Source organism: Allomesorhizobium camelthorni (genome assembly GCF_011045125.1).
In the GTDB taxonomy this organism is placed as follows: Bacteria; Pseudomonadota; Alphaproteobacteria; order Rhizobiales; family Rhizobiaceae; genus Allomesorhizobium; species Allomesorhizobium camelthorni.
Map to the genome: position 1 here is coordinate 166729 of NZ_JAAKZF010000004.1, position 23557 is coordinate 190285.

Annotated in this window: 20 protein-coding genes; 9 read left to right on the top strand and 11 right to left on the bottom strand. The window is 63.2% G+C overall.

Translation table 11 applies throughout. The features are described 5' to 3' along the window. Positions 1-5: 5 nt before the first annotated feature. Positions 6-1001 (bottom strand): ABC transporter substrate-binding protein, encoded by a 996-nt coding sequence (locus tag G6N73_RS06050; protein WP_165024727.1) that lies wholly within the window; start codon positions 999-1001, stop codon positions 6-8. 174 nt (positions 1002-1175) lie between these two features. Between G6N73_RS06050 and G6N73_RS06055 the strand changes: the two genes are divergently transcribed. Further along, complete coding sequence (locus tag G6N73_RS06055) at positions 1176-1868, top strand: FadR/GntR family transcriptional regulator (protein WP_165024879.1); 693 nt, start codon at positions 1176-1178, stop codon at positions 1866-1868. Between the two features lie 22 nt (positions 1869-1890). Here G6N73_RS06055 and rhaI read toward each other — a convergent pair whose 3' ends face one another. Then, complete coding sequence (gene rhaI, locus G6N73_RS06060; protein ID WP_165024729.1) at positions 1891-3183, bottom strand: L-rhamnose catabolism isomerase; 1293 nt, start codon at positions 3181-3183, stop codon at positions 1891-1893. Between the two features lie 199 nt (positions 3184-3382). Then, positions 3383-5485, bottom strand: a complete 2103-nt coding sequence (locus G6N73_RS06065; RefSeq protein ID WP_165024731.1) for a bifunctional rhamnulose-1-phosphate aldolase/short-chain dehydrogenase — start codon at positions 5483-5485, stop codon at positions 3383-3385. Positions 5486-5675: 190 nt separating this feature from the next. Between G6N73_RS06065 and G6N73_RS06070 the strand changes: the two genes are divergently transcribed. The 7 genes from G6N73_RS06070 to G6N73_RS06100 all read left to right on the top strand — a co-directional run bounded on the left by G6N73_RS06070 (position 5676) and on the right by G6N73_RS06100 (position 12814). After that, complete coding sequence (locus G6N73_RS06070) at positions 5676-6485, top strand: DeoR/GlpR family DNA-binding transcription regulator (RefSeq protein WP_165024733.1); 810 nt, start codon at positions 5676-5678, stop codon at positions 6483-6485. A 42-nt stretch (positions 6486-6527) separates the two neighbouring features. Next, positions 6528-7523, top strand: a complete 996-nt coding sequence (rhaS, locus tag G6N73_RS06075; RefSeq protein WP_165024735.1) for a rhamnose ABC transporter substrate-binding protein — start codon at positions 6528-6530, stop codon at positions 7521-7523. A 78-nt stretch (positions 7524-7601) separates the two neighbouring features. Beyond that, positions 7602-9140, top strand: a complete 1539-nt coding sequence (locus G6N73_RS06080; protein WP_165024737.1) for a sugar ABC transporter ATP-binding protein — start codon at positions 7602-7604, stop codon at positions 9138-9140. Further along, a complete protein-coding gene (locus G6N73_RS06085; RefSeq protein WP_165024739.1) occupies positions 9137-10114 on the top strand; it encodes an ABC transporter permease in 978 nt (325 codons plus the stop codon). The genes G6N73_RS06080 and G6N73_RS06085 overlap by 4 nt, the downstream gene beginning before the upstream one ends. Continuing rightward, positions 10111-11121: an ABC transporter permease gene (locus G6N73_RS06090; RefSeq protein WP_206078685.1), complete on the top strand. Its 1011-nt coding sequence runs from the start codon at positions 10111-10113 to the stop codon at positions 11119-11121. The genes G6N73_RS06085 and G6N73_RS06090 overlap by 4 nt, the downstream gene beginning before the upstream one ends. Further along, positions 11118-11438, top strand: a complete 321-nt coding sequence (gene rhaM / locus G6N73_RS06095; RefSeq protein ID WP_165024742.1) for an L-rhamnose mutarotase — start codon at positions 11118-11120, stop codon at positions 11436-11438. The genes G6N73_RS06090 and rhaM overlap by 4 nt, the downstream gene beginning before the upstream one ends. Next, positions 11435-12814, top strand: a complete 1380-nt coding sequence (locus G6N73_RS06100) for an FGGY-family carbohydrate kinase (protein ID WP_165024745.1) — start codon at positions 11435-11437, stop codon at positions 12812-12814. The genes rhaM and G6N73_RS06100 overlap by 4 nt, the downstream gene beginning before the upstream one ends. A gap of 51 nt (positions 12815-12865) precedes the next feature. On the opposite strand, the gene G6N73_RS06105 is transcribed toward G6N73_RS06100, so the two are convergent. From G6N73_RS06105 to G6N73_RS06125, 5 genes are all read right to left on the bottom strand, one after another. Then, positions 12866-13300: a type II 3-dehydroquinate dehydratase gene (locus G6N73_RS06105; RefSeq protein ID WP_165024747.1), complete on the bottom strand. Its 435-nt coding sequence runs from the start codon at positions 13298-13300 to the stop codon at positions 12866-12868. A 14-nt stretch (positions 13301-13314) separates the two neighbouring features. Next, positions 13315-14616, bottom strand: a complete 1302-nt coding sequence (locus G6N73_RS06110) for a TRAP transporter large permease (RefSeq protein WP_165024750.1) — start codon at positions 14614-14616, stop codon at positions 13315-13317. Continuing rightward, positions 14613-15131 (bottom strand): TRAP transporter small permease, encoded by a 519-nt coding sequence (locus G6N73_RS06115; RefSeq protein WP_165024752.1) that lies wholly within the window; start codon positions 15129-15131, stop codon positions 14613-14615. Before G6N73_RS06115 ends, G6N73_RS06110 begins: the two co-directional genes overlap by 4 nt. A gap of 84 nt (positions 15132-15215) precedes the next feature. Further along, complete coding sequence (gene dctP / locus G6N73_RS06120) at positions 15216-16202, bottom strand: TRAP transporter substrate-binding protein DctP (RefSeq protein ID WP_165024754.1); 987 nt, start codon at positions 16200-16202, stop codon at positions 15216-15218. A 53-nt stretch (positions 16203-16255) separates the two neighbouring features. Then, entirely contained in the window at positions 16256-17170 is a 915-nt protein-coding gene (locus G6N73_RS06125; RefSeq protein ID WP_165024758.1) for a shikimate dehydrogenase, read from the bottom strand. 161 nt (positions 17171-17331) lie between these two features. Between G6N73_RS06125 and G6N73_RS06130 the strand changes: the two genes are divergently transcribed. Further along, entirely contained in the window at positions 17332-18000 is a 669-nt protein-coding gene (locus G6N73_RS06130; protein WP_165024761.1) for a TetR/AcrR family transcriptional regulator, read from the top strand. Positions 18001-18081: 81 nt separating this feature from the next. Here the strand turns inward: G6N73_RS06130 and G6N73_RS06135 are convergent, their stop codons facing one another. The 3 genes from G6N73_RS06135 to G6N73_RS06145 all read right to left on the bottom strand — a co-directional run bounded on the left by G6N73_RS06135 (position 18082) and on the right by G6N73_RS06145 (position 23421). Beyond that, positions 18082-19731, bottom strand: coding sequence for an OFA family MFS transporter (locus G6N73_RS06135; protein ID WP_165024763.1), 1650 nt, complete (start codon positions 19729-19731; stop codon positions 18082-18084). 278 nt (positions 19732-20009) lie between these two features. After that, entirely contained in the window at positions 20010-22034 is a 2025-nt protein-coding gene (locus G6N73_RS06140; RefSeq protein WP_165024766.1) for a sensor histidine kinase, read from the bottom strand. Further along, positions 22027-23421: a sigma-54-dependent transcriptional regulator gene (locus G6N73_RS06145; RefSeq protein ID WP_165024767.1), complete on the bottom strand. Its 1395-nt coding sequence runs from the start codon at positions 23419-23421 to the stop codon at positions 22027-22029. Before G6N73_RS06145 ends, G6N73_RS06140 begins: the two co-directional genes overlap by 8 nt. Positions 23422-23557 lie beyond the last annotated feature (136 nt).

The following is a 23557-nucleotide window of genomic DNA, read 5'->3' on the forward strand; positions in this document are numbered from 1 at the left end:
CCGGCCTATTTCTTGCCGAGCTTGGCGAGGGCGCGGTCGATCGCGGCCGTATCCCAGAAATCCTCGACCTTCAAGGTCGCCGGATCGCCTTCGATCTGGCCGGCGATACTGAAGAACGCGAAGTCGTCGGCCGCGGCCTCGGCTCCGCCGCCGTTCGGCGCGAGGGCGCCTGCCTCTGCCGTCTCCTTGTAGTACTCGGTGATTTCGGCGTCCGCTTCCGCGCCGAGGTCCGGCAGCAGCTTGTACTTATTGCGGAATTCGACCGCGACCGCCGGGTTCTCGGTGATCTCGCGGGCGGTCTTCATCAGTTCTTCAACCAGAACATCGACGTCGGCCGCATTGTTCTTCAGGTAGTCGGCCGTGGCGAAGAGCGCCTCGTCCGATGCGCCGAGGTCCTCGACCGGCAGAACGACGAACTTGCCTGGCGCTTCCGCTTCGAGCGCGCGCCGATTGGCCGCGTCGACGATCGAGGCCTTGATCGTGCCCTGGAGAAGCGCGTTGCGCCGGACTTCGGAGCCCGGAACGTAGCTGATGTTGCCGAGCGTTATGCCATGGTTCTTCGCCATCAGAAGCATGACCGCCTCCGTGCCGGAGCCGCGCGCCTGGACCGCCACTTCCTGCCCGTCGAGATCCTTCCATTCCTTGTAGAACTCGCTGTTGACGACCGGGAAGAAGCGCAGCGTCGAGATCTGCGCAAAGACGCGGATCGGCACGCCGACCTTCTGGATCAGCGTATAGGGCGCGCCGATGCCGACGTCGGCCTGGCCGCCGACAACAGCCTGGGCGGCAAGGTCCTCGTCATTGAGGATGATCAGTTCGACATTCACCCCACGCTCCTTGGCGCGCTCGATCGCAGCCAGCGTCTGGATGGATTCGATGCCGGGCAGATCGCCGAACGCGATGCGCATGTCGCCAGCGCTTGCCGCCGATAAAGGCGCGGCGCTTCCCAGGATCGCCGCGAAAACCGTTGCAAGGATGGTACGTCTGGACAGGCTGGCCATTTTTATTCCTCCCGTTTTGTAACCAATATGGTATTGGTTAAGCCTATGGCATGAATTGGTCAAGGATGAATCTATCCTAATCCGCCTACAAGAGCGCAGGCTCTGGATATTGACGCCTTGGACCAATCGTCTTAACACCAGCAATGGGAATCAATGCGCGAATTGGTTAAATCGATGGATGTTGGCGGGAATGGCGGCCACGCCGCACTGGTCCAGCTTCAGGCCTATCTCGCCCAGATGGATCATACGGGCGAGACGCGGCTGCCGGCGGAACGGGAATTGTGCGAAAGCCTCGGCGTTTCGCGCGGCGACCTGCGCAAGGCGCTGGCGGTGCTGGAGAAGGACGGCCGCATCTGGCGGCACGTCGGCAAGGGCACCTTTGTCGGCAGCGGACCGATCGAGGAGACCATCGGCATCTCCGAAATCGCCGGCCGCACCAATCCGGCCGACGTGATGCGCGCGCGCCTGATCATCGAGCCGGAGATCGCGCGCGAGGCGGCGCTGCACGCCACGCTCTCCGATATAGCCGCGATGCGGCAATCGCTGGTCCAGACGCGCGAGGCCGCCACCTGGCGGCAGTATGAGAATGTCGACAATCTGCTGCACCGGCAGATCGCGCAGGCGAGCCGCAACAATGTGCTGCTCGGCCTGTTCGACGTGCTGAACGCCGTGCGCCGCACCGTCGTGTGGGGCCGCCTGCGCTCGGAAGGCGCCCGCCCCCCGGCTGACCACCACAGCTTCGCCGACCATGAGCGCATAGTGGAGGCTATCGCCGAGCGCGACCTCGGCGGCGCGGCAGCAGCCATGCGCCTGCATCTGCAGCAGGTCGGACGGCGGCTGATCCCCCTTCACGAAGCCGCGGAATAGCGGCCCGCGCCGGAATTCAAATTCAGACGATCCCGCCGCCTCCCGAGACGACAGCCGGGCGCTGCGCCGTGACCTTCCGGCGATAGCCGGCGGCGCGATAGACGGCAACCGGATCGATCGCGCCGCCTTTCTCCGAGCGCGCCATGGCCAGGATCGGCTCGACATCGGTGCGGTAGGCGGCCTTCAGCGTCTGCGTCGCCATCAGCGCGTCATTGTCGTCCTGGAAACAAGCCAGCGCCTTGCGGTCGACCAGCAGCGCCTGGGCATAGGCGCGCTGCACCTCGGCCGCCGAAAGCATCAGGCTTTCGATGGGATCGGTGACGTTGTGGCTCTGGTCGAGCATGTGCGCCGGATCAAAACCTCTGGCGCCCGAGAGCTCCGCGTCGACCAGCTCGTTGAAGATCAGGAAGAGCCGGTACGGGTCGATCGAACCAGTGTCGAGGTCGTCGTCGCCATATTTGGAATCGTTGAAGTGGAAGCCGCCGAGCTTGCCGAACTGGATCAGCCGCGAAACGATCATCTCGATGTTGACGTTCGGCGCGTGGTGGCCAAGGTCGACGAGGCAGTATGCCTTCGGCCCCAGCTCCTGCGCGATCAGGTAGTTGGTGCCCCAGTCCTGCACGACCGTTGAATAGAAGGCCGGCTCGTACATCTTGTGTTCGGTGAAAAGCCGCCAGCCGTCCGGCAGTTCGGCATAGATCTCCTGCATCGCATCAAGATAGCGGCGGAACGCCTTGGCGAAGTTCACCTGGCCAGGGAAGTTCGAGCCGTCGCCGATCCACACCGTCAGCGCCCTGGAACCGAGCGTCTTGCCGATCTCGATGCATTCCAGATTGTGCTCGACCGCCTGCTTGCGCACGGCCGCGTCGGCGTGGCTGAGCGAGCCGTATTTGTAGGAGAGCTTCTGGTCTTTCGCGTCGGAAAACGTATTGGAGTTCATCGCATCGAAGCCGAGGCCGAAACGTGAAGCCGCCTGTTTCAGCCGCGTCGGATCGGCTTTGTCCCACGGGATGTGCAGCGAGACGGTCGGCGTCGCCCGGGTCAGTTGCGCGATGACTGCGCAATCCTCAATCTTGTCGAAGATGTCGCGCGGCTCGCCGCCGCCGGGAAAGCGGGCAAAACGCGTGCCGCCGGTGCCGACGCCCCATGAAGGGATGGCGACGCCGAACGAAGCGACCTTTTTCTTGATCTCGTCGATCGCGATGCCGCGCCGGGAGAGCTGGTCGCCGAGCGCCTCGTAATCGCGCTTAAGCGCTGCCTGGCGCGATGCGTTTTCCCGCTCGACGATGTCGGCGGAGATGAGTTGCTCGGTCATTTTTATTGTTCCCTCCAATGCTTGCTTAGCCAGCGCTGCCCCTCACCCTTACCCTCTCCCCGTAAAGGACGGGGAGAGGGAGGCGTCGGCGTTGCTGCCATCCTCTCCTCTCCCCGTTCTTACGGGGAGAGGATGCCGCCCATTCGACTTCGCTCAGGAGGCAGGTGAGGGGCAGCGCCGACCCTCAAAGGGGGCACTCCTACCGCGTAAAACTCTGCGCGTTGCCGGCGTCGACATTGATGATGTTGCCCGTCGATTTCGCCGACATCTCGGATGCGAAGAAATAAACCGCCTCGGCAATGTCCTCCGGAAACACCGAGCGCTTCAGCATCGAGCGCGAGCGGTAATGCTCCTCGAGATCGTCGGTCGACATCTTGTAGGCCGCGGCGCGCTGCTCCTTCCACTCTCCGGTCCAGATTTTGGAGCCGCGCAAAACCGCGTCCGGATTGACGACGTTGACGCGGATCTGCGCCTCCGCCCCTTCCAGCGCGAGGCATCGCGCCAGATGGATCTCGGCGGCCTTGGCGGTGCAATAGGCGGCCGCGTTCGGGGATGCGGCGAGACCGTTCTTAGAAGCGATGAACACGACGTTGCCGCCGATCTTCTGGGTCCGGAACAGCTTGAAGGCCTCGCGGCTGACCAGGAAGTAGCCGGTCGCGAGGATGTCCATATTCCTGTTCCACAGCGACAGCGTCGTCTCCTCGATTGGGGCCGATGAAGCGAGGCCGGCGTTGGATACGAGAATGTCGATACCGCCGAACGCGACCGCCGTTTCGGCGAACCCGCCAATCACAGCCGTCTCGTCGGTGACATCGAATTTCACCGCGCGGACGAAGTCGCTGCCCGATTTTTTGCCGAGCTCGGCTTCGGCCGCGGCAAGAGCTTGTTCGTCGATGTCGGCCAGAACCACGCAGGCGCCATCGGCGAGCAGGCGGGCCGCCGTCGCGCGGCCGATGCCGCCGGCGCCGCCGGTGACGAGCGCAATCTGCCCGGCGAGCGGCTTTGGCTTGGGCAGGCGCTGGAGCTTTGCTTCCTCCAACTGCCAGTATTCGATGCCGAACGCTTCTTTTTCGGGCAGGCCCATATAGGACGAGACGGTCGACGCGCCGCGCATCACATTGATGGCGTTGACATAAAATTCGCCCGAAATGCGCGCGGTCGCCTTGTCCTTGGCGAAGGTGATCATGCCGACGCCCGGCACGAGGTACACGACCGCGTTCGGATCGCGCATGGGCGGGGAATCCGGCTGCTTGCAGCGCTCGTAATAGGCGGCGTGGCCGTGGCGATAGGTTTCGAGGGCGGCGGGCAGGCCAGCCAGCGTCTTCTCGACATCAGGCTTCGCCGGATCGAAATCGATCACCAGCGGGCTGATCTTCGTGCGCAGGAAATGATCGGGGCAGCTGGTTCCGAGCGCCGCGAGCTTTTCCATGTCCCTGGAGCCGACGAATTCCAGCACGGCCTCCTGGTCGTCGAAATGACCGACTTTGCGTTCGGAGGCGGAGATCATGCCGCGGATCGCGGGCATCAGCTGCGCGGCGATAGCCTTGCGCTCGGCGGCCGGCAGCGTAGCGACGACGGCGCCGCCGAACGCCGCCTTGCCTCGCGTCTCCTGCTCGAACCACTCGATCGCGCGGTTGATGATGCGGATGGTGGTTTCGTAGCACTCCTTCGCGGAGTCGGCCCAGGTGAACAGGCCATGGCTTTCAAGCACGACGCCGACGGCGTTCGGATTTTCCCTCGCGAATTTTTCGAGCCACAGGCCGAGTTCGAAGCCCGGCCGCTTCCATGGCAGCCAGCCGATCTCGTCGCCGAAGATGCGCGTGGTCAGTTCCTTGCTGTTGCTCGCAGCCGCGATCGCGATGATGGCATCCGGATGCATATGGTCGACATGCTTCTTCGGCACATAGGCATGAAGCGGCGTATCGATCGATGCCGCGCGCGGGTTCAGGTTGAAGGTGCAATGCGGCAGGTAGCCGACCATCTCGTCTTCATGGTCGAGCCCGCGATAGAGCTTCTTAAGCGCTTCGAGCTTTTCCATGTAGAGCGTCGCAAAACCATCGAGCTTGATGGTTCCGACGTCGCCGCCGGAGCCTTTCACCCACAGAACTTCGACGGGGTCGCCGGTGAGCGGGTCCCTCTCCATCACCTTGGCGGAGGTGTTGCCGCCGCCGTAATTGGTGATGCGCTTATCGGAACCGAGCAAGTTTGAGCGGTATAAAAGCCGCTCGGATTCGCTCATCTTCGAAGCTCTTGCCTCATCCCAAAGATTGGCGAGGCGCGAACCGGTGCGCGTTTCAAGCATGATAGGCAATCCTCCCGAAGCGCAGTGGCGAGCGCAATATTTCTGGACCGAAATTCGCACGCGCCGGCCACACATGTCAATCAGAAACGATCAATAACGATCATATTGCACTGCACAACGAAATAATTTGATTGTTATTGATTGACATTGCGCGAAGCTGCTGCCTAGATGAAGCAGCTTGGGAGGAGCAATGCACGAGAGAGAGCGCCACCGGATCATTCTGTCCGCCGTCCAGGAAAAACCTGTCGTGACGGTGCCGGAACTGGTCGAACTGACGGAATCGTCGGAGGCGACGATCCGGCGCGACATCGCCGCGCTTCACCTGCAGAAGCGGCTTCGCCGCGTGCGTGGCGGCGCCGAATCGATCACACCGCCGCAATTCATGGGCATAGCCGGCCGGCCGTTCAGCGTGAACGAAGCGCTGCATGCCGCCCAAAAACGCGCCATTGCACGGGAAGCCGTCGAACTCTGCAAGGACGGCGACCCGATCATCATCAATGGCGGGACCACGACCTTCCAGATGGTCCATTTCCTGACCAACCGCCGGATGACGATTTTCACAAACTCGTTTCCGATCGCCGACCATCTGCTGAAGCATTCCAAGAACACGGTGATGCTTTCGGGCGGAACGATCTATCGCGAGCAGAACATCATCCTGTCGCCGTTCGAGAACGACGTGACGCGGAATTTCTACGCCAAGCGCATGTTCATGGGCGCGCAGGGACTTGGGCCGCTCGGCCTTATGGAAGGCGACCCGCTGCTCATCCAGGCGGAGCAGAAACTGATCGACCAGGCGGACGAACTGGTCGTGCTGATCGACTCGTCGAAATTCCGGCAACGCTCGAGCCTTATTCTCTGCCGGCTGGCGCGGATTTCGACGGTGGTGACCGACGCGGGCCTAGAGGACCGCGACGCAAAGATGCTGGAGGACGCGGGCGTTTCGCTGGTCGTGGCGAAAAACCAGCGTTCGAACAGTGAGGATGCTTCGCTGCAGGCATAGGCGGCGAGGAACAATGCAACCGCTCACGGGAGGAACCGACTAATGAGCATATTCAGGAAACTGCTGGCGACCGCTGCAATCGCGGCCGTCATGTTTGCCGGCCCGGCCAATGCAGAATCGATAAAGATCGCGCTTGTCGTCAAAGCCCTCGGCAACGGCTTCTTCGACGCCGCCAACAAAGGCGCCCAGGAGGCGGCCAAGGAACTCGGCGACGTGGAAGTCATCTACACCGGTCCGACCGCGGCGACGGCCGAAGGCCAGATCGAGATCGTCAATTCGCTGATCGCGCAGAACGTCAAAGCCATCGCGATATCCGCCAACGACCCGGACGCGCTGGTGCCGGTGCTGAAGAAGGCGATGGACCGCGGCATCACGGTCATCTCCTGGGATTCGGGCGTCGCGCCGGAGGGACGTCAGATGCACCTCAATCCGTCGGACACAGGCCTGATCGGCGAGACGATCATCAAGCTGGCCGCGGACTACCTGCCTGAGGGCGGAGATGTGGCGATCCTGTCGGCTTCGTCGACGGCGACCAACCAGAACGCCTGGATCGAGGCGGCCAAGAAGGTCCTTCCGGAGAAATTCCCGAAGATCAATCTCGTGGCCACGGTCTATGGCGACGACGATTCGGTGAAGAGCACCAACGAAGCCAAGGGCCTGATCGCCAGCCATCCCAACCTCAAGGCGATCATCGCGCCGACCACGGTCGGCGTCGTTGCCGCAGCGCAGGTCGTCACCGACCAGAACCTGATCGGCAAGGTCAACGTGACCGGTCTCGCGCTGCCGTCCGAGTTCAAGCAGTTCATCGACAACGGCGCTTCACAGGCGGTCGCTCTCTGGAACCCGATCGATCTCGGCTACTCGGCGGTCTATCTCGCCCACGGCATCGCCACGGGCAAGGCGAAGGCCGAACCCGGCGCAAAGCTGTCGATCGGCAAGGTTGGCGAAGTCACGCTCGACGACACCAACTCCGCCGCGATGGCGCCGCCCTTCCAGTTCGACAAGTCGAACATCGAAGAGTTCTCGAAGATCTATTGATCCGACAAAATCGGCCGCGGCGGCCTGGCTTTCGACTTTGCCGCCGCGGCTCAATTAAAGACAGGGCTTGAGAGATAAATGCACACGGCAGCCCTGAAGGCAGAACGTCCGGCCAGCGCCGCAGATGCCCCGATGCTTTCGCTTTCGGGCGTAAGCAAGAGCTTTCCCGGCGTGCGGGCGCTCCACAATGTCAGCCTTTCGCTCTATCCCGGCCAGGTCACGGCGCTGATCGGCGAAAACGGCGCAGGCAAGTCGACGCTGGTCAAGATCCTGACCGGCATCTACCAGCCCGACGAAGGCGAAATCCGCATCGGCGACGATGCGGTGAAGCTGCCGACGGCCGACGCGGCGTTCCGCCATGGCATCACCGCGATCCATCAGGAGACCGTCCTCTTCGACGATTTGTCGGTCGCGGAAAACATCTTCCTCGGCCATGCGCCGCGCAACCGCTTCGGCCTGATCGACTGGCGCACCATGCGCGCCAATGCTCGCGAAGTGCTGGAAACCATGGGCGCCGGCCATATCGACGCCGACGCGCGGCTGCGCGATCTCGGCATCGCCAACAAGCATCTCGTCGCGGTCGCGCGCGCAATGTCGATCGACGCCCGGATCGTCATTATGGACGAACCGACCGCCGCGCTGTCAGCCAAGGAAATCGAGGAACTTTTCGAACTGATCGAGTTCCTGAAGAGCGACGGCAAGGCCATCCTCTTCATCAGCCACAAGTTCGACGAGATCTATCGCATCGCCGATCGCTACACGGTGTTCCGCGACGGCGAGATGATCGGCGAAGGCCTGCTGGCCGACAAGCCTCAGAACGAGATCGTCAAGATGATGGTCGGCCGCGCCGTCGACCATATCTTCCCCGAACGCGAGCCGAAAATCGGCGCAACGATCCTCTCGGTATCCGGCCTTTCGCATCCGACTGAGTTCGACGGCATCGGTTTCGAACTGCGGCAGGGTGAAATCCTCGGCTTCTATGGGCTTGTCGGCGCGGGCCGCAGCGAAGTCATGCAGGCGATTGCCGGGATGACACGCACCAGCGCCGGGAGCATCACTCTCGACGGCACGCCGATTGCCCCGAAATCCGCGGCCGAGGCAATCGAGGCCGGCATCGTCTACGTGCCCGAGGAGCGCGGACGGCAAGGCGTGGTGATTGGTCTGCCGATCTTCCAGAACGTTTCGCTTCCGTCTCTCGACCGCACCTCCAAATCCGGCCTGCTGCGGCTGGCGGAGGAATTCAGTCTTGCGCGAACCTATACCGAGCGCCTCGACCTCAGGGCGTCGTCGCTCAGCCAGGATGTCGGGACGCTGTCGGGCGGCAATCAGCAGAAGGTGGTGATCGCCAAATGGCTCGCGACGGAGCCGAAGGTCATCATCCTCGACGAGCCGACCAAGGGCATCGACATCGGTTCCAAGGCCGCAGTGCACGGTTTCATGGCCGAGCTCGTCGCCCAGCGGCTTTCGGTGATCATGGTGTCGTCGGAACTGCCTGAAATCCTAGGCATGTCCGACCGCGTCATCGTCATGCGCGAGGGCCGCATTGCAGCAGTGTTTGAGAACAAAGATCTAGACGCCGAGACGCTGGTGCGCGCTGCAGCGGGGATCGCGGCATGAGCGCTCTTCTAAAATACCGCGAGATGTTCCTCGTTGCCGCGATCGCTCTGCTCATCGCGGCGATCACGCTGCGCTTTCCCGCCTTCGCGCGGCCGCAAAACCTCGCCGCCGTGTTCAACGACACTTCCATCCTGGTGATCCTGGCGCTCGGGCAGATGGCGGTCATCCTGACGCGCTCGATAGATCTGTCGATGGCGTCGAACCTCGCGCTGACCGGCATGATCGTAGCGCTGACCAACGCCAATTTTCCCGGCATTCCGATCCCGCTGATCATCCTCGAGGCGCTGACGATCGGGGCCGTCCTCGGCGCCTTCAACGGCGTGCTTATCTGGAAGCTCGGCATTCCGGCGATCGTCGTCACGCTGGGCACCTTGACCATATTCCGGGGCGCAACCTTCGTCGTCGCCGGCGGGACCTGGGTCAATGCCGACCGGATGACCCCGGCTTTCATCGCGCTGCAGCGCGGCGAATTCCTTGGCATGCCGGTTCTGTCCTGGTTCGCCATCGTGGCGATCGTCGCCTTCTATCTCGTGATGACGCGAACGCCGGTCGGCCGCTCGATCTATGCCGTCGGCGTCAACCCATCGGCCGCGGTTTACGCAGGCATCGATGTCGGCCGCGCCAAGTTCGTCGCCTTCTGCATCTCCGGCATGGTCGCGGGGCTGTGCGGCTATCTCTGGGTATCGCGCTACGTGATAGCCGCGACCGAGGTCGCCAATGGCTACGAGCTCAACATCATCGCCGCCTGCGTCATCGGCGGGGTGTCGATCGCCGGCGGCATCGGTTCGGTCGGCGGAGCCGTGCTCGGCGCGCTGTTCCTCGGCATCATCAGCAACGCCCTGCCCGTCATCAACATCTCGCCCTTCTGGCAAATGGCGATCTCCGGCACGGCGATCCTCGCCGCCGTGATCCTCAACGCCCGCGGCGAGCGCAAGCAGGGGCGCATCATCCTGAAGAAGGCGGAAGCGGCATGAGCGCGATCGAAACCAGTGCCGCGCCGCGCAGGATACCCGATCGGCTCGACACGCCGCTCAAGGGGGCCGTGCTCTCGTGGGAGGCGCTGCTGGTCGCCGTCGCGGTGGCTATCTTCGTCATCAACAGCCTGGCGTCGCCCTACTTCCTGAACGCATGGTCGCTGTCCGACCTCACTTTCAACTTCACCGAAAAGGGCCTGATCGCGCTCGCCATGGCGCTTCTGATCATCAGCGGAGAAATCGACCTGTCGGTCGCGGCGATCATCGCGCTTGCCTCAACACTGATGGGCATGGCGCTGCAGGCGGATGCCGGCACGCCGATGCTGGTTGCGATAGGCATTGGCACAGGGCTTCTGTGCGGTGCGTTCAACGGCCTGCTGGTCACCGGCCTCGGGCTGCCGTCGATCGTCGTCACCATCGGCACGATGAGCCTCTTTCGCGGGGTGGCCTTCATCATCCTCGGCGACCAGGCGTTCAAGGGCTATCCGGCCAGCTTCGCCTTCTTCGGCCAGGGCTATGTCTGGTGGGTGGTGTCGTTCGAGCTGACGCTCTTCCTCGCCGCGGCGCTGGTCTACTGGTTCCTGCTGCACCGCACGAGTTTCGGCCGCCGCATATTCGCCATCGGCAACAACTCTGTCGCGGCTCAGTTTTCCGGCGTCCGGGTCGCGCGGGTGAAGTTCATCCTGTTCTGCCTCACCGGGCTTATGGCCGGCGTCGCCTCGGTGCTCATCACCTCGCGGCTCGGCTCGACGCGGCCCTCGATCGCCCAGGGCTACGAGCTGGAAGTGATCACAATGGTGGTGCTCGGCGGCGTCAGCATTCTGGGCGGCGCGGGCAGCATAGTCGGCGTCGTGCTTGCCGCCCTCATCATGGGCATGGTCACCTTCGGCTTCGGCCTGCTCAACGTGCCCGGCATCGTGATGTCGATCTTCATCGGCCTGCTGCTGATCCTGGTCATTGCACTGCCCATCATCTGGCGGCGTCTGTTCGGACGGAGGCCAGCATGACCGGCGAGAAATACGCCTTCAGGATGAAGCTCAATCCGGGCATGAAGGACGAGTACAGGAAACGCCACGACGAGATATGGCCGGAACTCGTGGCGCTGCTGAAGGACGCCGGCGTCTCCGACTATTCGATCCATCTCGACGAGGAGACCAACACGCTGTTCGGCGTGCTCTGGCGGCGAACGGACCACACGATGGACGAGTTGCCGAACCACCCGGTGATGAAACGCTGGTGGGCGCACATGGCCGACATCATGGAGACGAAGCCGGACAATGAGCCGGTGGCCGTGCCGCTCGAAACAGTCTTCCACATGAAATGATGCGCCAAGTCGCCGTCATCGACATAGGCAAGACCAATGCGAAGGTCGCGCTGGTCGACCTCGAGCACATGCGGGAAATCGCGGTCCGCACCCGCCCGAATACGGTGCTTCGCGACGGCCCTTACCCGCACTACGACATCGAAGGGCTGTGGAGCTTCGTTCTCGAAAGCCTCGCGGCGATCAACCGCGACCAGGTGGTCGAGGCGATTGCGGTTACGACACATGGAGCGACGGCCGTATTGCTCGACGGGCAGGGAAACCTTGCTTTGCCGGTGCTCGACTATGAGCACGCCGGTCCCGATACGCTCGCGGCCGAATACGATGCCGTTCGCCCGCCCTTCGAGGAAACCGGATCGCCGCGCCTGCCTAGCGGACTGAACGTCGGCGCGCAGATCTTCTGGCAGATGCAGACCTTCCCGGACGAGTTCGCTCGTGCCGCGTCGATCGTCATGTACGCGCAATATTGGTCCTGGCGCCTGTCGGGCGTGCTCGCCAACGAGGTGACCTCGCTCGGCTGCCATACCGATCTGTGGAGCCCGTCGGCGCGCGACTATTCTTCGCTTGTCGATCGCCAGCATTGGCGAAAGCTGATGGCACCGGTGCGCCAGGCCAGCGATAATCTTGGCCCGCTCCTCCCCGAAATCGCCGCGAAAACCGGGCTCGCAAGCGGCACGCCGGTTTATTGCGGCATCCACGATTCCAACGCGTCCCTGCTGCCGCATCTGCTCTCGCGAAAGCCCCCGTTCGCCGTCGTGTCCACGGGTACATGGGTGGTCTCGATGGCGGTCGGCGGCAGGGCGGTTTCGCTCGATCCGGCGCGCGATACGCTCATCAATGTGAACGCACTGGGCGATCCTGTGCCCTCCGCACGCTTCATGGGCGGCCGTGAGTTCGAGACGATCATGAGCGGCCATGAGGCGCGATGGGATGAGGCCGATCAGGAGAGCGTGCTGAGCAAGGGCGTCATGCTTCTTCCTGCTGTCCAGCAGGGATCGGGTCCGTTCGCGGCGCTCAGGTCGAAATGGATTCCCGAGGAGCCTGCAAGCGATGGACAACGCGCGGTCGCGGCTTCCTTCTACCTCGCTCTGATGACGGCAACGTGCCTTGAGCTTATCGGGGCGGACGGTCCCACGATCGTCGAGGGGCCTTTCGCCAGGAATTCAGCGTTTGTCCGGATGCTGGCCGCAGCCACCGGCAGACCGGTAGTAGCCGACAGCGCGGGCTCGACCGGCACTAGCGTGGGGGCGGCACTGCTGGTTTCCGCCAAACCGCCGGTCGCCCCTGCGAGTGCCTTGAATCGGCCTGACGAAGACGGTTGGAAACGCTACGCGAATGCGTGGAGGTCGGCCGTCAGCGATGCGATGGCGCGAATTTGACTTCAAGCGGCTGGAGCCGAGCGCCTTGCTGCTCACCTCGTCCTGCGATCGTCACTTCGCGATGAAGTCCTCCATCGCACGAACCGCCATCGCATAACCTGAAGCCCCAAACCCTGCCATGACCGCCGTGGCGACCTTCGAGACGAAGGAGTTGTGGTAGTAGGCCTCCCTCCTGTGAATGTTGGAGATATGAAGCTCGATGATCGGGCCAGGAAACATCTTCAGCGCGTCGAGGATGGCGATCGAGGTGAAGGTGAACGCGGCCGGATTGATGATGATGCCCGCGCCCTCGTCGATCGCTTCATGGATCCAGTTGACGATCTCGCCCTCGATATTCGACTGGTGGAAACGCACAGGACGTGCCCCGGCCGCCTCGCGGCACATCGCCTCCACTTCCGCGAGCGTCGTGGCGCCGTAGATTTCCGGCTCGCGCTTGCCGAGACGGTTCAGGTTCGGGCCGTTCAGGATGAAGATTGGCTTCGTCATGTCTGTCTCCATTGTCAGCCCTGGTAGCCGAGCAGACGCGGCAGCCAGAGAACGAATGCGGGGAAGAAGGTGATGAGTGCGAGCGAGCCGATCATGGCCCAGAGGAATGGCATTACGTCGCGCACGATGTCGCGTAGCGGCACCTCCGCGATGCGGGTCATGATGAAGAGGAGGAGCCCATAAGGCGGCGTGATCAGCCCGAGCATGATGTTCAGGACGACCATGACGCCGAAATGCACCATATCGATGCCCAACGCCCGCGCTGTGGGGATCAGCACCGGCACGATCACAAGCAGGATCGTGGTGCCCTCGAGCAAGCAGCCCAAAAGCAGAAGCAGCAGGTTGACGAGGAGGAGGAACTGCGTCGGCGAGAGGTTCCAGGCGAGCAGCAGCGCGGACAAGGACTGCGGGATGTTCTCGACCGTGACCACGTAATTGAACACCATGGCGCCGGCCAGCAACATGCCGATCGAGGCGGTGGTGCGCCCGCTGTTCAACAGCGCGCGGTAGAGTTGTCGGATGGTGACGCTGCGATAGATCACGACGGAGATGAAGAGGGCGTAGCCCGCCGCGACAGCCGCCGCCTCGGTCGGCGTCATCACGCCGCCCCTGATGCCAACCAGCAGGACGACCGGCAGCATCAGCGCCGGAAATGCCTGCAGAGTGAGACCCGGCAGCTTGCGCAGCGGCACTGGCTCTTCGACCGGGAAGTTCTTCCGGCGGGCGTCGATCGCCACGATCGACATTTGCGCCAGCGCCAGCATCACGCCTGGCACGATGCCGGCGATGAACAGGAAGCCGACCGAGGCGTCCGAGACGAGCGCATAGATTACCAGCGGAATGGACGGCGGAATGATGGGAGCGATCACGGCGGAGGCGGCCGTCAGCGCGGCGGCGTAGCTCGCGGGATATTTGTCATCCTTGGTCATGAGCTTCTGCATCATCTTGCCCGTGCCGGCAGCATCGGCGATCGCCGAACCCGACATGCCGGCAAAGATGAGGGATTGCAGCACGTTGACCTGGGCGAGGCCGCCGCGGAACCGGCCGACGATGGCATTGGAGAAATGCAGGAGCCGCTGCGTCATCGTCCCGGCGTTCATGATCTCGGCGGCGAGGATGAACATAGGGACGGCGAGCAGCAGGTACCCCGTATAGAGTCCGTTGAGGATCTGTTCGGCCGCCGTTCCCATGTCGAGGCCGGCGAGCCAAAGATAAAGGATCGATGAGGCGATCATCGCATGTCCGACTGGCAGGCCGAGTAGCGCCAGAACGCAGATAGAGATCAGCGTCAGGGAGAACGGATCGAGGAAGGTCATACGCCGGAGCTCGCCTTGGTGGGATCGAGTTCTTCGGGCTCCTCGCCCTTGAGCGCGTGCCATCCAAGCCAGAGATACCGGGCGAGAACGGCAATGACGAAGATCACATAGATCGAGAACAGCCAGTCGAAGCGGATTTTCAGATAGGCGGTCTTCTGCACCTTCATGAAGGTGACGTAGTCGAACACCGCGGGGAACGAGTAGCCGTAGAGAGCGATGAGCGCGGCCGCCGAGGCCAATGTCATCACGCGTCGGACGCGGGGGCGGACCCCGCCGTAGATCAGGTCAAACCTGATCTCCTCTTCTTCGCGCACCACGAATGCGGCGCCGAACAGGACGACCCATATCCACAGGACGACGGTAAGCTCGGTGCTCCAGCCGGTCGGCCACTGCAGGATGTAGCGGAAGATGACTTGAAGCAGGAAGGCGGCGAACATCACGCCGATCATCGCGACGATCAGGTTCTCGCCGCGCCGATAAAGCCATCCCGTCAAGCGTCGCGCGCGTTGCAACATCGGCTTGCCTCCCACAGTCACGGTTCGTTGGTGTTGCGAGCCGGGCCGCCGGCCATACAGGCCGGCGGTCGCTGACTGTTATCCCTAGAGCGCGTTGATCTTGTCGACCATGCCTTCGGGCCAGCTCGCGGCCAGGTCCGAAGCGAGATACTTCTCCTGAGCGTGTTTGCGGAAGGCCGCGACATCAGGCTCGTAGATCTTCAGACCCAAGCCTTTGAATTTGTCGACGAGTTCCTTTTCGCGCGCGAGGTGCTTCTCGGTCGAGAAGTCGATCGCAGCGTCCGCAGCCGCCTGGAAGCGGGCCTGCTTGTCGCCATCCATTTCGTCCCAAACCTTCTTGGACACGGTTAGCAGATCGAAGCCGACAAGGTGTGAGGTGAGCACGATCTGCGACATCACCTCGTAGAACTTCATGTTCTCGACGTTCGGTAGCGGGTTGTCCTGGCCGTCGATCGCGCCGGTCTGGAGGCCGGTGTAGACCTCGGCATAGGCCATCGGGGTCGGGTTGGCGCCGAGCGACTCGCCGAGGAACTGCCAGGCGTCGCCGCCGGGCATGCGCAGCTTGATGCCCGCCATGTCGGCCGGCGTCTTGATTTCCTTGTCGATCCTGAGGCCGACCTGGCGTACGCCGAAATAGGTCGGACCGAGCACCTTCACGCCGAGCTGGTCCTCGGTCATCTGCTTCATCTCGGCGCCGGCATCGCTGGCGAAGAAGGCCTTCAGATGGGCGGCGTCGCGGAAGAGATAGCCTGCGGTCAGTATTGACCAGGCGGGGATCTGATTGGAGATGTCCTGCGGGGCGATGTTGCCCATCTCCAGATTTCCGCGCTGCAGCGCGACCAGCTCGGTGCCCTGCTTGAACAGGTTGCCGCCGTAATAGCCTTCAAAGGCGAAGTCGTCCTTGATGGCGTCGGCGAACATTTTCATCATCTCGGCGCGGATGTCCTGCTCCGAGAACACCGCCGAAAATCGCAGCTTCGGCTTGTCCTGGGCAAATGCCGGAAAGGCGGCAGCCGTGGCGAGCATGCCGGTTCCAACCAGGAACCGGCGACGGGTGGTATTCAAACTCATGTCTTCCTCCCTGTTACTTTTCTAAAGTCCTCCGCCGGGCGAGGCCCGGCACTTCACCCGCCGGCGGCGGGCTCACCGATGTAGGCGGCGAAGGCCGCCTTCATCCGATCGACATCCGGCGAACTGCCGGTGAAAAGTTCGAAGGCGCGCGCCGCCTGATAGACGGCCATGCCCTCGCCGTTGAGCGTTCGGCAACCGCGCCGGCGCGCCTGCGCGAGCAGCTCAGTTTCCAGCGGGAAATAAACGATGTCGGCGACCCAGCACTCCGGGCGCAGGAGCTTCGGATCGAGTGGGATGCCTGGCAGCTTGGCCATGCCGACCGGGGTCGCGTTGACGATGCCGTCGACCCGCGCCGCTGCCGAACCAAGATTCGAAACCACCGCGAGCCGGTCAGCGCCGAAGCGTGAAGCGAGCCGCGCGGCGAGCGTCGCCGCTTTCTGCTGTTCGACATCGCTCAGCAGCAGCAACTCCACGCCACTATCGAGCAGCGCGTGGGCTACCGCCGCGCCCGCGCCGCCGGCGCCAAGCAACAGCACGCTGGAGCGAACCGCTCCGGACATCCCTTGGCGGAAACTCTCCTTGAAGCCCCACATGTCCGTGTTGTGGCCGATGCGACGGCCGTTGCGCAGCACGACCGTATTGACCGAACCGAGCGCCTCCGCCGCCTCGGACAGCCCGTCCAGCAGCGGCATGATCTCCTGCTTGTAGGGGAAGGTGACGTTGAGACCGTCGAAGCCGAAATATTCCGCGAACGCCAGGATGCTGACGAGGCTCGGCGGTGCATCGCCCATCCGGTCCGTGTCGAGCAAGCGGTAGATATAAGCGTAGCCTTGCGCGCGGCCTTCCGCCTCGTGCATGACCGGCGTGCGCGACAATTGAATGCCGCGGCCCAGCAGCCCCACCAATATGCGAGGCGGATCGGGAGCGATCCCCCAATACTCTGCCGAGTGCGTGGCCGATGACTCCAATCAAACCTCCCGGATGCCAACCGCGTTCTACGGCTCCTCACGACATCCGGCTCTACTTTGTACCAACCGGTTAATTTCGTCAATGGCTTTGTACCAAGCGGTTAATTTGCTATGACGGCATTGCGGTGCAATCGTCGAGGCCGGGAGGACGCCAGACAGTCATGAACGACAAACCGGCCAACAGCCGCGCCGGCTGGAAGCAGGACCCGGCGGGCGTGCGCAAGAACATTCTCGCCGTGGCAATGGAGGAGTTCGCCGCCAACGGGCTTTCGGGAGCGCGCATAGACGAGATCGCGGCAAAGACGAGCACGTCGAAGCGCATGATCTACTATTATTTCGGCGACAAGGAAGGCCTATACGGCCATGTTCTCGAGGAAGCCTACCGGCAGGTCAGAACCGGCGAGCAGGAGCTTGAGCTGGATCATCTGCCGCCGGTCGAGGCGCTGAAGCTGCTCGCCGAATTTACCTTCGACCATCACAGCCGCCATCCGGATTTCATCCGGCTTGTCATGATCGAGAACATCCATGACGGGGCATATCTGGAACAATCCGAACTGATCCGCCTGCTCAACGCCGGCGCCATCCAGAAACTCGAAGCGATCTGCCGGCGCGGACGGGACGCCGGCCTCTTTCGGGACGACGTCGCGCCGCTGGAACTGCACTGGCACATCAGCGCCCTCAGCTTTTTCAACGTCTCCAACCGGGCGACCTTCTCCCGGATCTTCGGCAACACCCTGTTCAGCCCCGAGGGCCAGCGGACGCTGAAGGAACATCTGGTGGAAATGGTCGTCGGCCTTGCCTTGAAACCGGACCGGCGGTCGCGACGCTGAGCGCCGCACCCGATCGGCAGTTCGTCAACGCGCCCGGGCCAGTCGCGGCGGAGGGAACAGCCGCGACTGGAACGGAGAGCGCTAGAACATCTTCGCCGTCGTCTGCAGCGTGATCCACACGCCCCAGAGGATCGGAATGCCGACGGCAGCCCAGGCGAGCGCCGCCTTGGCGTCGAGACCGCCCTTGCCGATGCCGAAGGAGCCGGTATGGCTGGTCTGGCTCGCGGCCGTCTTGGCCTGCATGGCCCCGACTTCCTCATCCGACATGAACCACTTGTCCTCGAGCGGCTTGACGAGGAAGTTCGCGATGACGCCGAGCGCCAGCATGCCGGCCAGGATGTACATCGTGAAGTCGTAGACCTGCGCGCGAGGGATGCCCGCGTCGAGTTGGAATTCGCGGATGTAGTTCACCACCACCGGACCGACAATGCCCGCCGTCGACCACGCGGTCAGCAGCCGGCCATGAATCGCGCCTACGAACTGCGTGCCGAAGATGTCGGCGAGATAGGCCGGGATGGTCGCGAAGCCACCGCCATACATCGACAGGATGACGCAGAAGATTGCCACGAACATCAATTGGCTGCCGATATGGGCGGCAGTCGGCGCCAGCAGATAGAGGGCGATGCCGAGCAGCAGGAATGTATAATAGGTGTTCTTGCGGCCGATATAGTCCGACAGCGAGGCCCAGAAGAAGCGGCCCATAATGTTGAACAGCGACAGCAATCCGGCGAAGCCGGCGGCGATGCCGGCTATTGCCGTCTTCTGAGTGGCGTCGAGTTGATTGAACGCCAGGTCGGGCATGCCGATCAGCTTGCCGGCGAAGATTTCCTGCAACATCGGCGACGCCATGCCGATGACGCCGATGCCGGCCGACACGTTGAGCATCAGCACGGTCCAGATGAGCCAGAACTGCTTCGTCTTGTGCGCGTCGCGCAGATGGACGTGACGCGACGTGATCAGCGCCTTGGTGGCCGGCGGCGTCCAGCCGTCCGGACGCCAGCCAGCCGGCGGGATGCGGTAGCCGAAGGCGCCGCACAGCATCGAAATCGCGTAGAGCGCCGCCATGACGATGAAGGTCTGCCAGACGCCGACGGAGTCGGGCGTCTTAAAGTAGTTCATCAGGAAGTTGGCGAGCGGTGCGCCGATCATGGCCCCGCCGCCGAAACCCATGATGGCCATGCCGGTCGCCATGCCGCGGCGGTCCGGAAACCATTTGATCAGCGTCGAGACCGGCGAGATGTAGCCGAGCCCGAGGCCGACGCCGCCGATGACGCCGGCGCCGAGCCACATCAGCCAGAGTTGATGCGTGATGACGCCGATGGCGGCGATCACCATGCCGCCGCACCAGCATACCATAGAAGCGATCCCGGCCTTGCGGGGTCCGGCGCGTTCGAGCCAGCCGCCCCAGATCGCGGCTGCCGAGCCGAGAAAGACGAAGAACAGCGTGTACATCCAGCCGAGGTCGGAAACCCGCCAATCGCAGCTGGTCGTGAACAATGCCGAAACCAGGTTCAGGTCTGCGCAAACGACCGGCTGGTCGATTCCAAGAGAGCGGGACAGCGGCAACCAGAAGACGCTGAAGCCGTATGCCATGCCGATGCACAGATGGATGGCGAGCGCTGCCGGCGGCACCAGCCAGCGGTTGAAACCCGGTTTGGCGATGATCCTCTCGCGGTCGAGAAAGCCGGCGCCGCCGATACCCCCCGTAAATGTTTCACTTCCTGCAGACATGAAAAATTTCCTCCTCTCCGCCCTTGGTTCCCCTGGCGGTTATCGTCCTGTTACGTTGTTTGGCTGACCGCCGATCACTCCCCCGGCGATCGTCGGCGGGGTTCAGGGCCCCTGACGCTGTGGCATGCGAAATCCTCCTCATCGCTTGCGGGAAAAAGGCTTGCAACCTTCATGCCAGCCGGCAGAGGCAATGATTTCAAAGGCTTATCGAGCGGAAGAGATGCCTATGGACAATTTGTCCGGACGCGCCGGACAAATTGTCCATAGGCCGAGCCGGCTCAGGCGGCTTCCGGCAGCCAGATGGTGAAGATGGTGCCGCTTCCCGGTTCGCTCTCGGCGGAGATCTTTCCGCCCTGACGGGTGACCAGCGTCTGGCTTATCGAGAGTCCGAGCCCGGTGCCTTCGCGACGCTTGGTCGTGTAGAAGGGATCGAACACTTTGTGCATGACCTCTCTCGACATGCCGATCCCGGTGTCGGCGACCTCTATCGCCACGCCGGGTCGTCCGTCCTGGTCGGCGTCGAGCGTGCGCAGGCGAAGGTCGCCGCCGTCCGGCATGGCATGGATGGCGTTTACGATGAGGTTGACCAGGACCTGCTGCAGTTCGGTCCTGTTCATCAGGATCAGCCGCGTCGACTGGTCTGATCTCGTCACCACGATCTCAGCCTTGTTGAGCAGGTGCTGCACGAGCGGAAGACAGTCGGAGAGGACCTCTTTCGGGGCATGGCGTTCGACATAGCCGGCATATTCCTCGGGCTTGGCGAACTGGAGCAGCTTGGTAACGATCTGGCTGATGCGCTGGACCTGCTCGTCGAGCAGGCGGAATTCCGTCTTCGCCTCGTCGGCCCGGTCGCCCATCACGCTGCGGACGACTTCCAGATTGCCCTGCATCACCGCGATGGGATTGTTGATCTCGTGCGCGACGCCCGCGGTGATCTCGCCGATGGCCGCAAGCTTCTCCGACATGATGAGTTGCTTGGTCGTGGCTTCGAGCTTGCGGTTGGCCAGTTGCAATTCGCGCGTGCGCTCCTCGACGCGCGCGTTCAGCTCTTCGTTCCAGGAGCGCAATTCGCGGTCGCGATCCTGCAACTGGTCAAGCAGGTGATCGAGATGAAGCGCCACCCGGCCAATCTCGTCCTTGGCTTCGACGGGACCGGTTCGCGCGCCGAGATCGCCACTCTCTACTTTGGCGATGGTCCCGGTCATCCGCTCCAGCGGCATGAAGATGCCGCGCGCCCAACGCAGGAAGATCGGAATGCTGACGGCCGCAATCGCCAGGAAGGCGAGTGCGATGGTCAAAAGCGTCTCGTATTTGGCTTGCGTGAACGGCGCTTCCAGGAAGCCGACATAAAGCATGCCGACGCGTTTGCCGAAGCTGTCCAGGATCGGCTCGTAGGCCGAGATGTACCAGTCGTTGACCACGAAGGCGCTGTCGAGCCAGGTCCGCCCACTGTCGAGGACGGCCGATCGCACGATGGCCGAAACGCGCGTTCCGAGTGCGCGCCGGTCCTCAAACAGCCGGACATTGGTGCTGATGCGCACGTCGTCCAGGAAAAGCGTCGCGGTGCCCTGGCTGCCTTCGGGCAGGCTCGCTTCGCGATAGACCAGATCGTTGATCGTATCGATGAAAACCAGGTTCCGGTTGAGCAGGCTTCCGCCGACGAGGGCCGCCGGCCGGCCATCGGTTAGCCGCGCTGGGCTGGCGGATTGCACTACCATGCCGCGCGTTTCCTCGGCGCGGTCGGTTGGAACGGCGTTCGGCGTCGGCACCAGTTCGACGCGGGCGCGTTCGGCCAGTTCGGGCGCGATGCCGGCGAGCTCCGAATTGTCGAAGATGTCGATGGCCGTCGACGGGGTTCCGGCGAACGCCGACATGATTATCGGCCAGTCAGCCCTGAACGACGGCGCCGGCTGGTGGCGGGCCGAGGCTTCGATTGTGCCGTCCTCGGCGACGAGGAAGAGGAAGTCGAACCCGAGCGCTTCGCGGCTTTCCTCGAGAAGCGGGCCGATATCCGCGGCCGTCCCGCCAGCCTCTATCGCGTCGCGGAACCGCATCGATGCGCCCAGCGCCTCGACCTGTTCGCCCGTGTTCTCCAGGATGCGCGCCAGATACTGGTGCGCGATGGTAAGGTCGCCACTGACCTTGGAGATCAGCATCGAATCGAACTTGGCGTTCCACCGGTAGATGGTCACGCCGAGCAGCAGCGGAAGGATGACCAGCGTTGGCAGGAGCGCGATGGCAAGGAGCCGAAAGCGGACCGAGCGCCCTCGCCCAGCGGTCTGGCTGGCCGGTATCTCAAGCATTCCACGCCGCGCATTTGCGATCGACCGTTTTGCGCGAGACGCCGAGCCGGCGCGCCGCCTCGTCACGGTCGCCATTGGTCTCGGCCAGCACCGCCAGGATGTGCCGGCGTTCCATCTCGGCGAGGCTGCCGCCGGCTGCGCCGGACGTATTGCGTATTTGGCCCGCTCCGGAAAAGTCCTCCGGGAACCGCCCGAGTATGAGCGTGCGCTCGATCAGGTTGCGAAGTTCGCGGACGTTTCCCGGCCAATCGTACCGTGCCAGCGCCGACCGCACCGAATCCGGGATCGGCACTTGCGGCATGCCGAGTTGTTGCGACAGCTTGCGCATGAACAGCGTCGCAAGATCCTGCACGTCGTTGCCGCGGTCCTTCAGCGGCGGAAGACGAATCTGCATGACGTTGATGCGGAAATAGAGGTCGGCCCGGAAGCGGCCCTTCTGCACTTCCTTTTCAAGTTCCGCATTGGTCGCGAAGATGAAGCGGAGGTCGACCGGTATCTCGCGTTCGGAGCCGACCGGCCGGATGCGCCTGTCTTCCAGCGCGCGCAGCAGCTTGCTTTGCGTCGCGGGCGGCAATTCACCGATCTCGTCGAGAAACAGCGTGCCGCCCTGCGCGTGCATGAACAGCCCCTCGCGCATAGTTTCAGCGCCGGTGAAAGCGCCCTTGAGGTGGCCGAAGAGTTCGCTTTCGATCATGTCGGGCGGTATCGCCGCGCAATTGACCGGAACGAACGGCTTGTCGACCCGGTCGGAGAGCGAATGCAACGATCTTGCCGCGACCTCCTTGCCGGTCCCGGACTGCCCGGTGAGCAGCACCGAAGTCGGCAATGGCGCGACGCGCGCTATGGTGTCGCGTACATGGCGCACGGCGATGGATTCGCCGATCAGTTTGTCGCGCAGCAGGATGTGGTCGGAATTGGACTTGAGCTGGTAATTGAGCACGTAGTTCTCGCGCTGCAGGCGGACCCGGTCGAGACAACGCGCGACCGCGTTGAGCAGTTGGTTGGAGCGAAACGGCTTGAGCACGAAGTCGACAGCGCCCGCGCGCAGCGCCCGGATCGCGGTGTCGAGGTCGGCGAAGGCCGTCATCAGGATCGCGTCGGCGAAGAAGCCGATGGCGCGCTGCTCCGCCAGCCAGTCGACGCCGTTCTTGCCCGGCATGATGTTGTCGAGGATGACGACGTCGAAATGGTGCTCGTCGAGCTTGCGCGACGCCTCCTCGGTGTCGGCTGCCTCCTCCAGCCGCTTGCAGCGCGGCCCGAGCGTGCGCATGAGGAAGTTGCGCATCCCCGGCTCATCGTCGACGATCAGGATCGACGCCTGCGCCAGCCACGGTCCGAATTCAGGATCGGCCGTCGGCTGACGCAGCTTCCAGATCGCCTCTGCCATTATCGAATCCTTCCGGTCGTCGAATGCTGATGATGGAAGTCATGATGATGGGTGACGTTCGTTCAGACAAGCCGGCCGACACCGGGCGCGAGCCGATCTCGAATCGAGGGCGGTTGCGTCCACGCCGCCGGGACCG

Excerpts from the sequence above, each read along its gene's own strand:
- G6N73_RS06050 (WP_165024727.1), bottom strand. The coding sequence starts at position 1,001 with ATGGCCAGCCTGTCCAGACGTACCATCCTTGCAACGGTTTTCGCGGCG.
- G6N73_RS06055 (WP_165024879.1), top strand. The coding sequence starts at position 1,176 with ATGGATGTTGGCGGGAATGGCGGCCACGCCGCACTGGTCCAGCTTCAG.
- rhaI (WP_165024729.1), bottom strand. The coding sequence starts at position 3,183 with ATGACCGAGCAACTCATCTCCGCCGACATCGTCGAGCGGGAAAACGCA.
- G6N73_RS06065 (WP_165024731.1), bottom strand. The coding sequence starts at position 5,485 with ATGCTTGAAACGCGCACCGGTTCGCGCCTCGCCAATCTTTGGGATGAG.
- G6N73_RS06070 (WP_165024733.1), top strand. The coding sequence starts at position 5,676 with ATGCACGAGAGAGAGCGCCACCGGATCATTCTGTCCGCCGTCCAGGAA.
- rhaS (WP_165024735.1), top strand. The coding sequence starts at position 6,528 with ATGAGCATATTCAGGAAACTGCTGGCGACCGCTGCAATCGCGGCCGTC.
- G6N73_RS06080 (WP_165024737.1), top strand. The coding sequence starts at position 7,602 with ATGCACACGGCAGCCCTGAAGGCAGAACGTCCGGCCAGCGCCGCAGAT.
- G6N73_RS06085 (WP_165024739.1), top strand. The coding sequence starts at position 9,137 with ATGAGCGCTCTTCTAAAATACCGCGAGATGTTCCTCGTTGCCGCGATC.
- G6N73_RS06090 (WP_206078685.1), top strand. The coding sequence starts at position 10,111 with ATGAGCGCGATCGAAACCAGTGCCGCGCCGCGCAGGATACCCGATCGG.
- rhaM (WP_165024742.1), top strand. The coding sequence starts at position 11,118 with ATGACCGGCGAGAAATACGCCTTCAGGATGAAGCTCAATCCGGGCATG.
- G6N73_RS06100 (WP_165024745.1), top strand. The coding sequence starts at position 11,435 with ATGATGCGCCAAGTCGCCGTCATCGACATAGGCAAGACCAATGCGAAG.
- G6N73_RS06105 (WP_165024747.1), bottom strand. The coding sequence starts at position 13,300 with ATGACGAAGCCAATCTTCATCCTGAACGGCCCGAACCTGAACCGTCTC.
- G6N73_RS06110 (WP_165024750.1), bottom strand. The coding sequence starts at position 14,616 with ATGACCTTCCTCGATCCGTTCTCCCTGACGCTGATCTCTATCTGCGTT.
- G6N73_RS06115 (WP_165024752.1), bottom strand. The coding sequence starts at position 15,131 with ATGTTGCAACGCGCGCGACGCTTGACGGGATGGCTTTATCGGCGCGGC.
- dctP (WP_165024754.1), bottom strand. The coding sequence starts at position 16,202 with ATGAGTTTGAATACCACCCGTCGCCGGTTCCTGGTTGGAACCGGCATG.
- G6N73_RS06130 (WP_165024761.1), top strand. The coding sequence starts at position 17,332 with ATGAACGACAAACCGGCCAACAGCCGCGCCGGCTGGAAGCAGGACCCG.
- G6N73_RS06135 (WP_165024763.1), bottom strand. The coding sequence starts at position 19,731 with ATGTCTGCAGGAAGTGAAACATTTACGGGGGGTATCGGCGGCGCCGGC.
- G6N73_RS06140 (WP_165024766.1), bottom strand. The coding sequence starts at position 22,034 with ATGCTTGAGATACCGGCCAGCCAGACCGCTGGGCGAGGGCGCTCGGTC.
- G6N73_RS06145 (WP_165024767.1), bottom strand. The coding sequence starts at position 23,421 with ATGGCAGAGGCGATCTGGAAGCTGCGTCAGCCGACGGCCGATCCTGAA.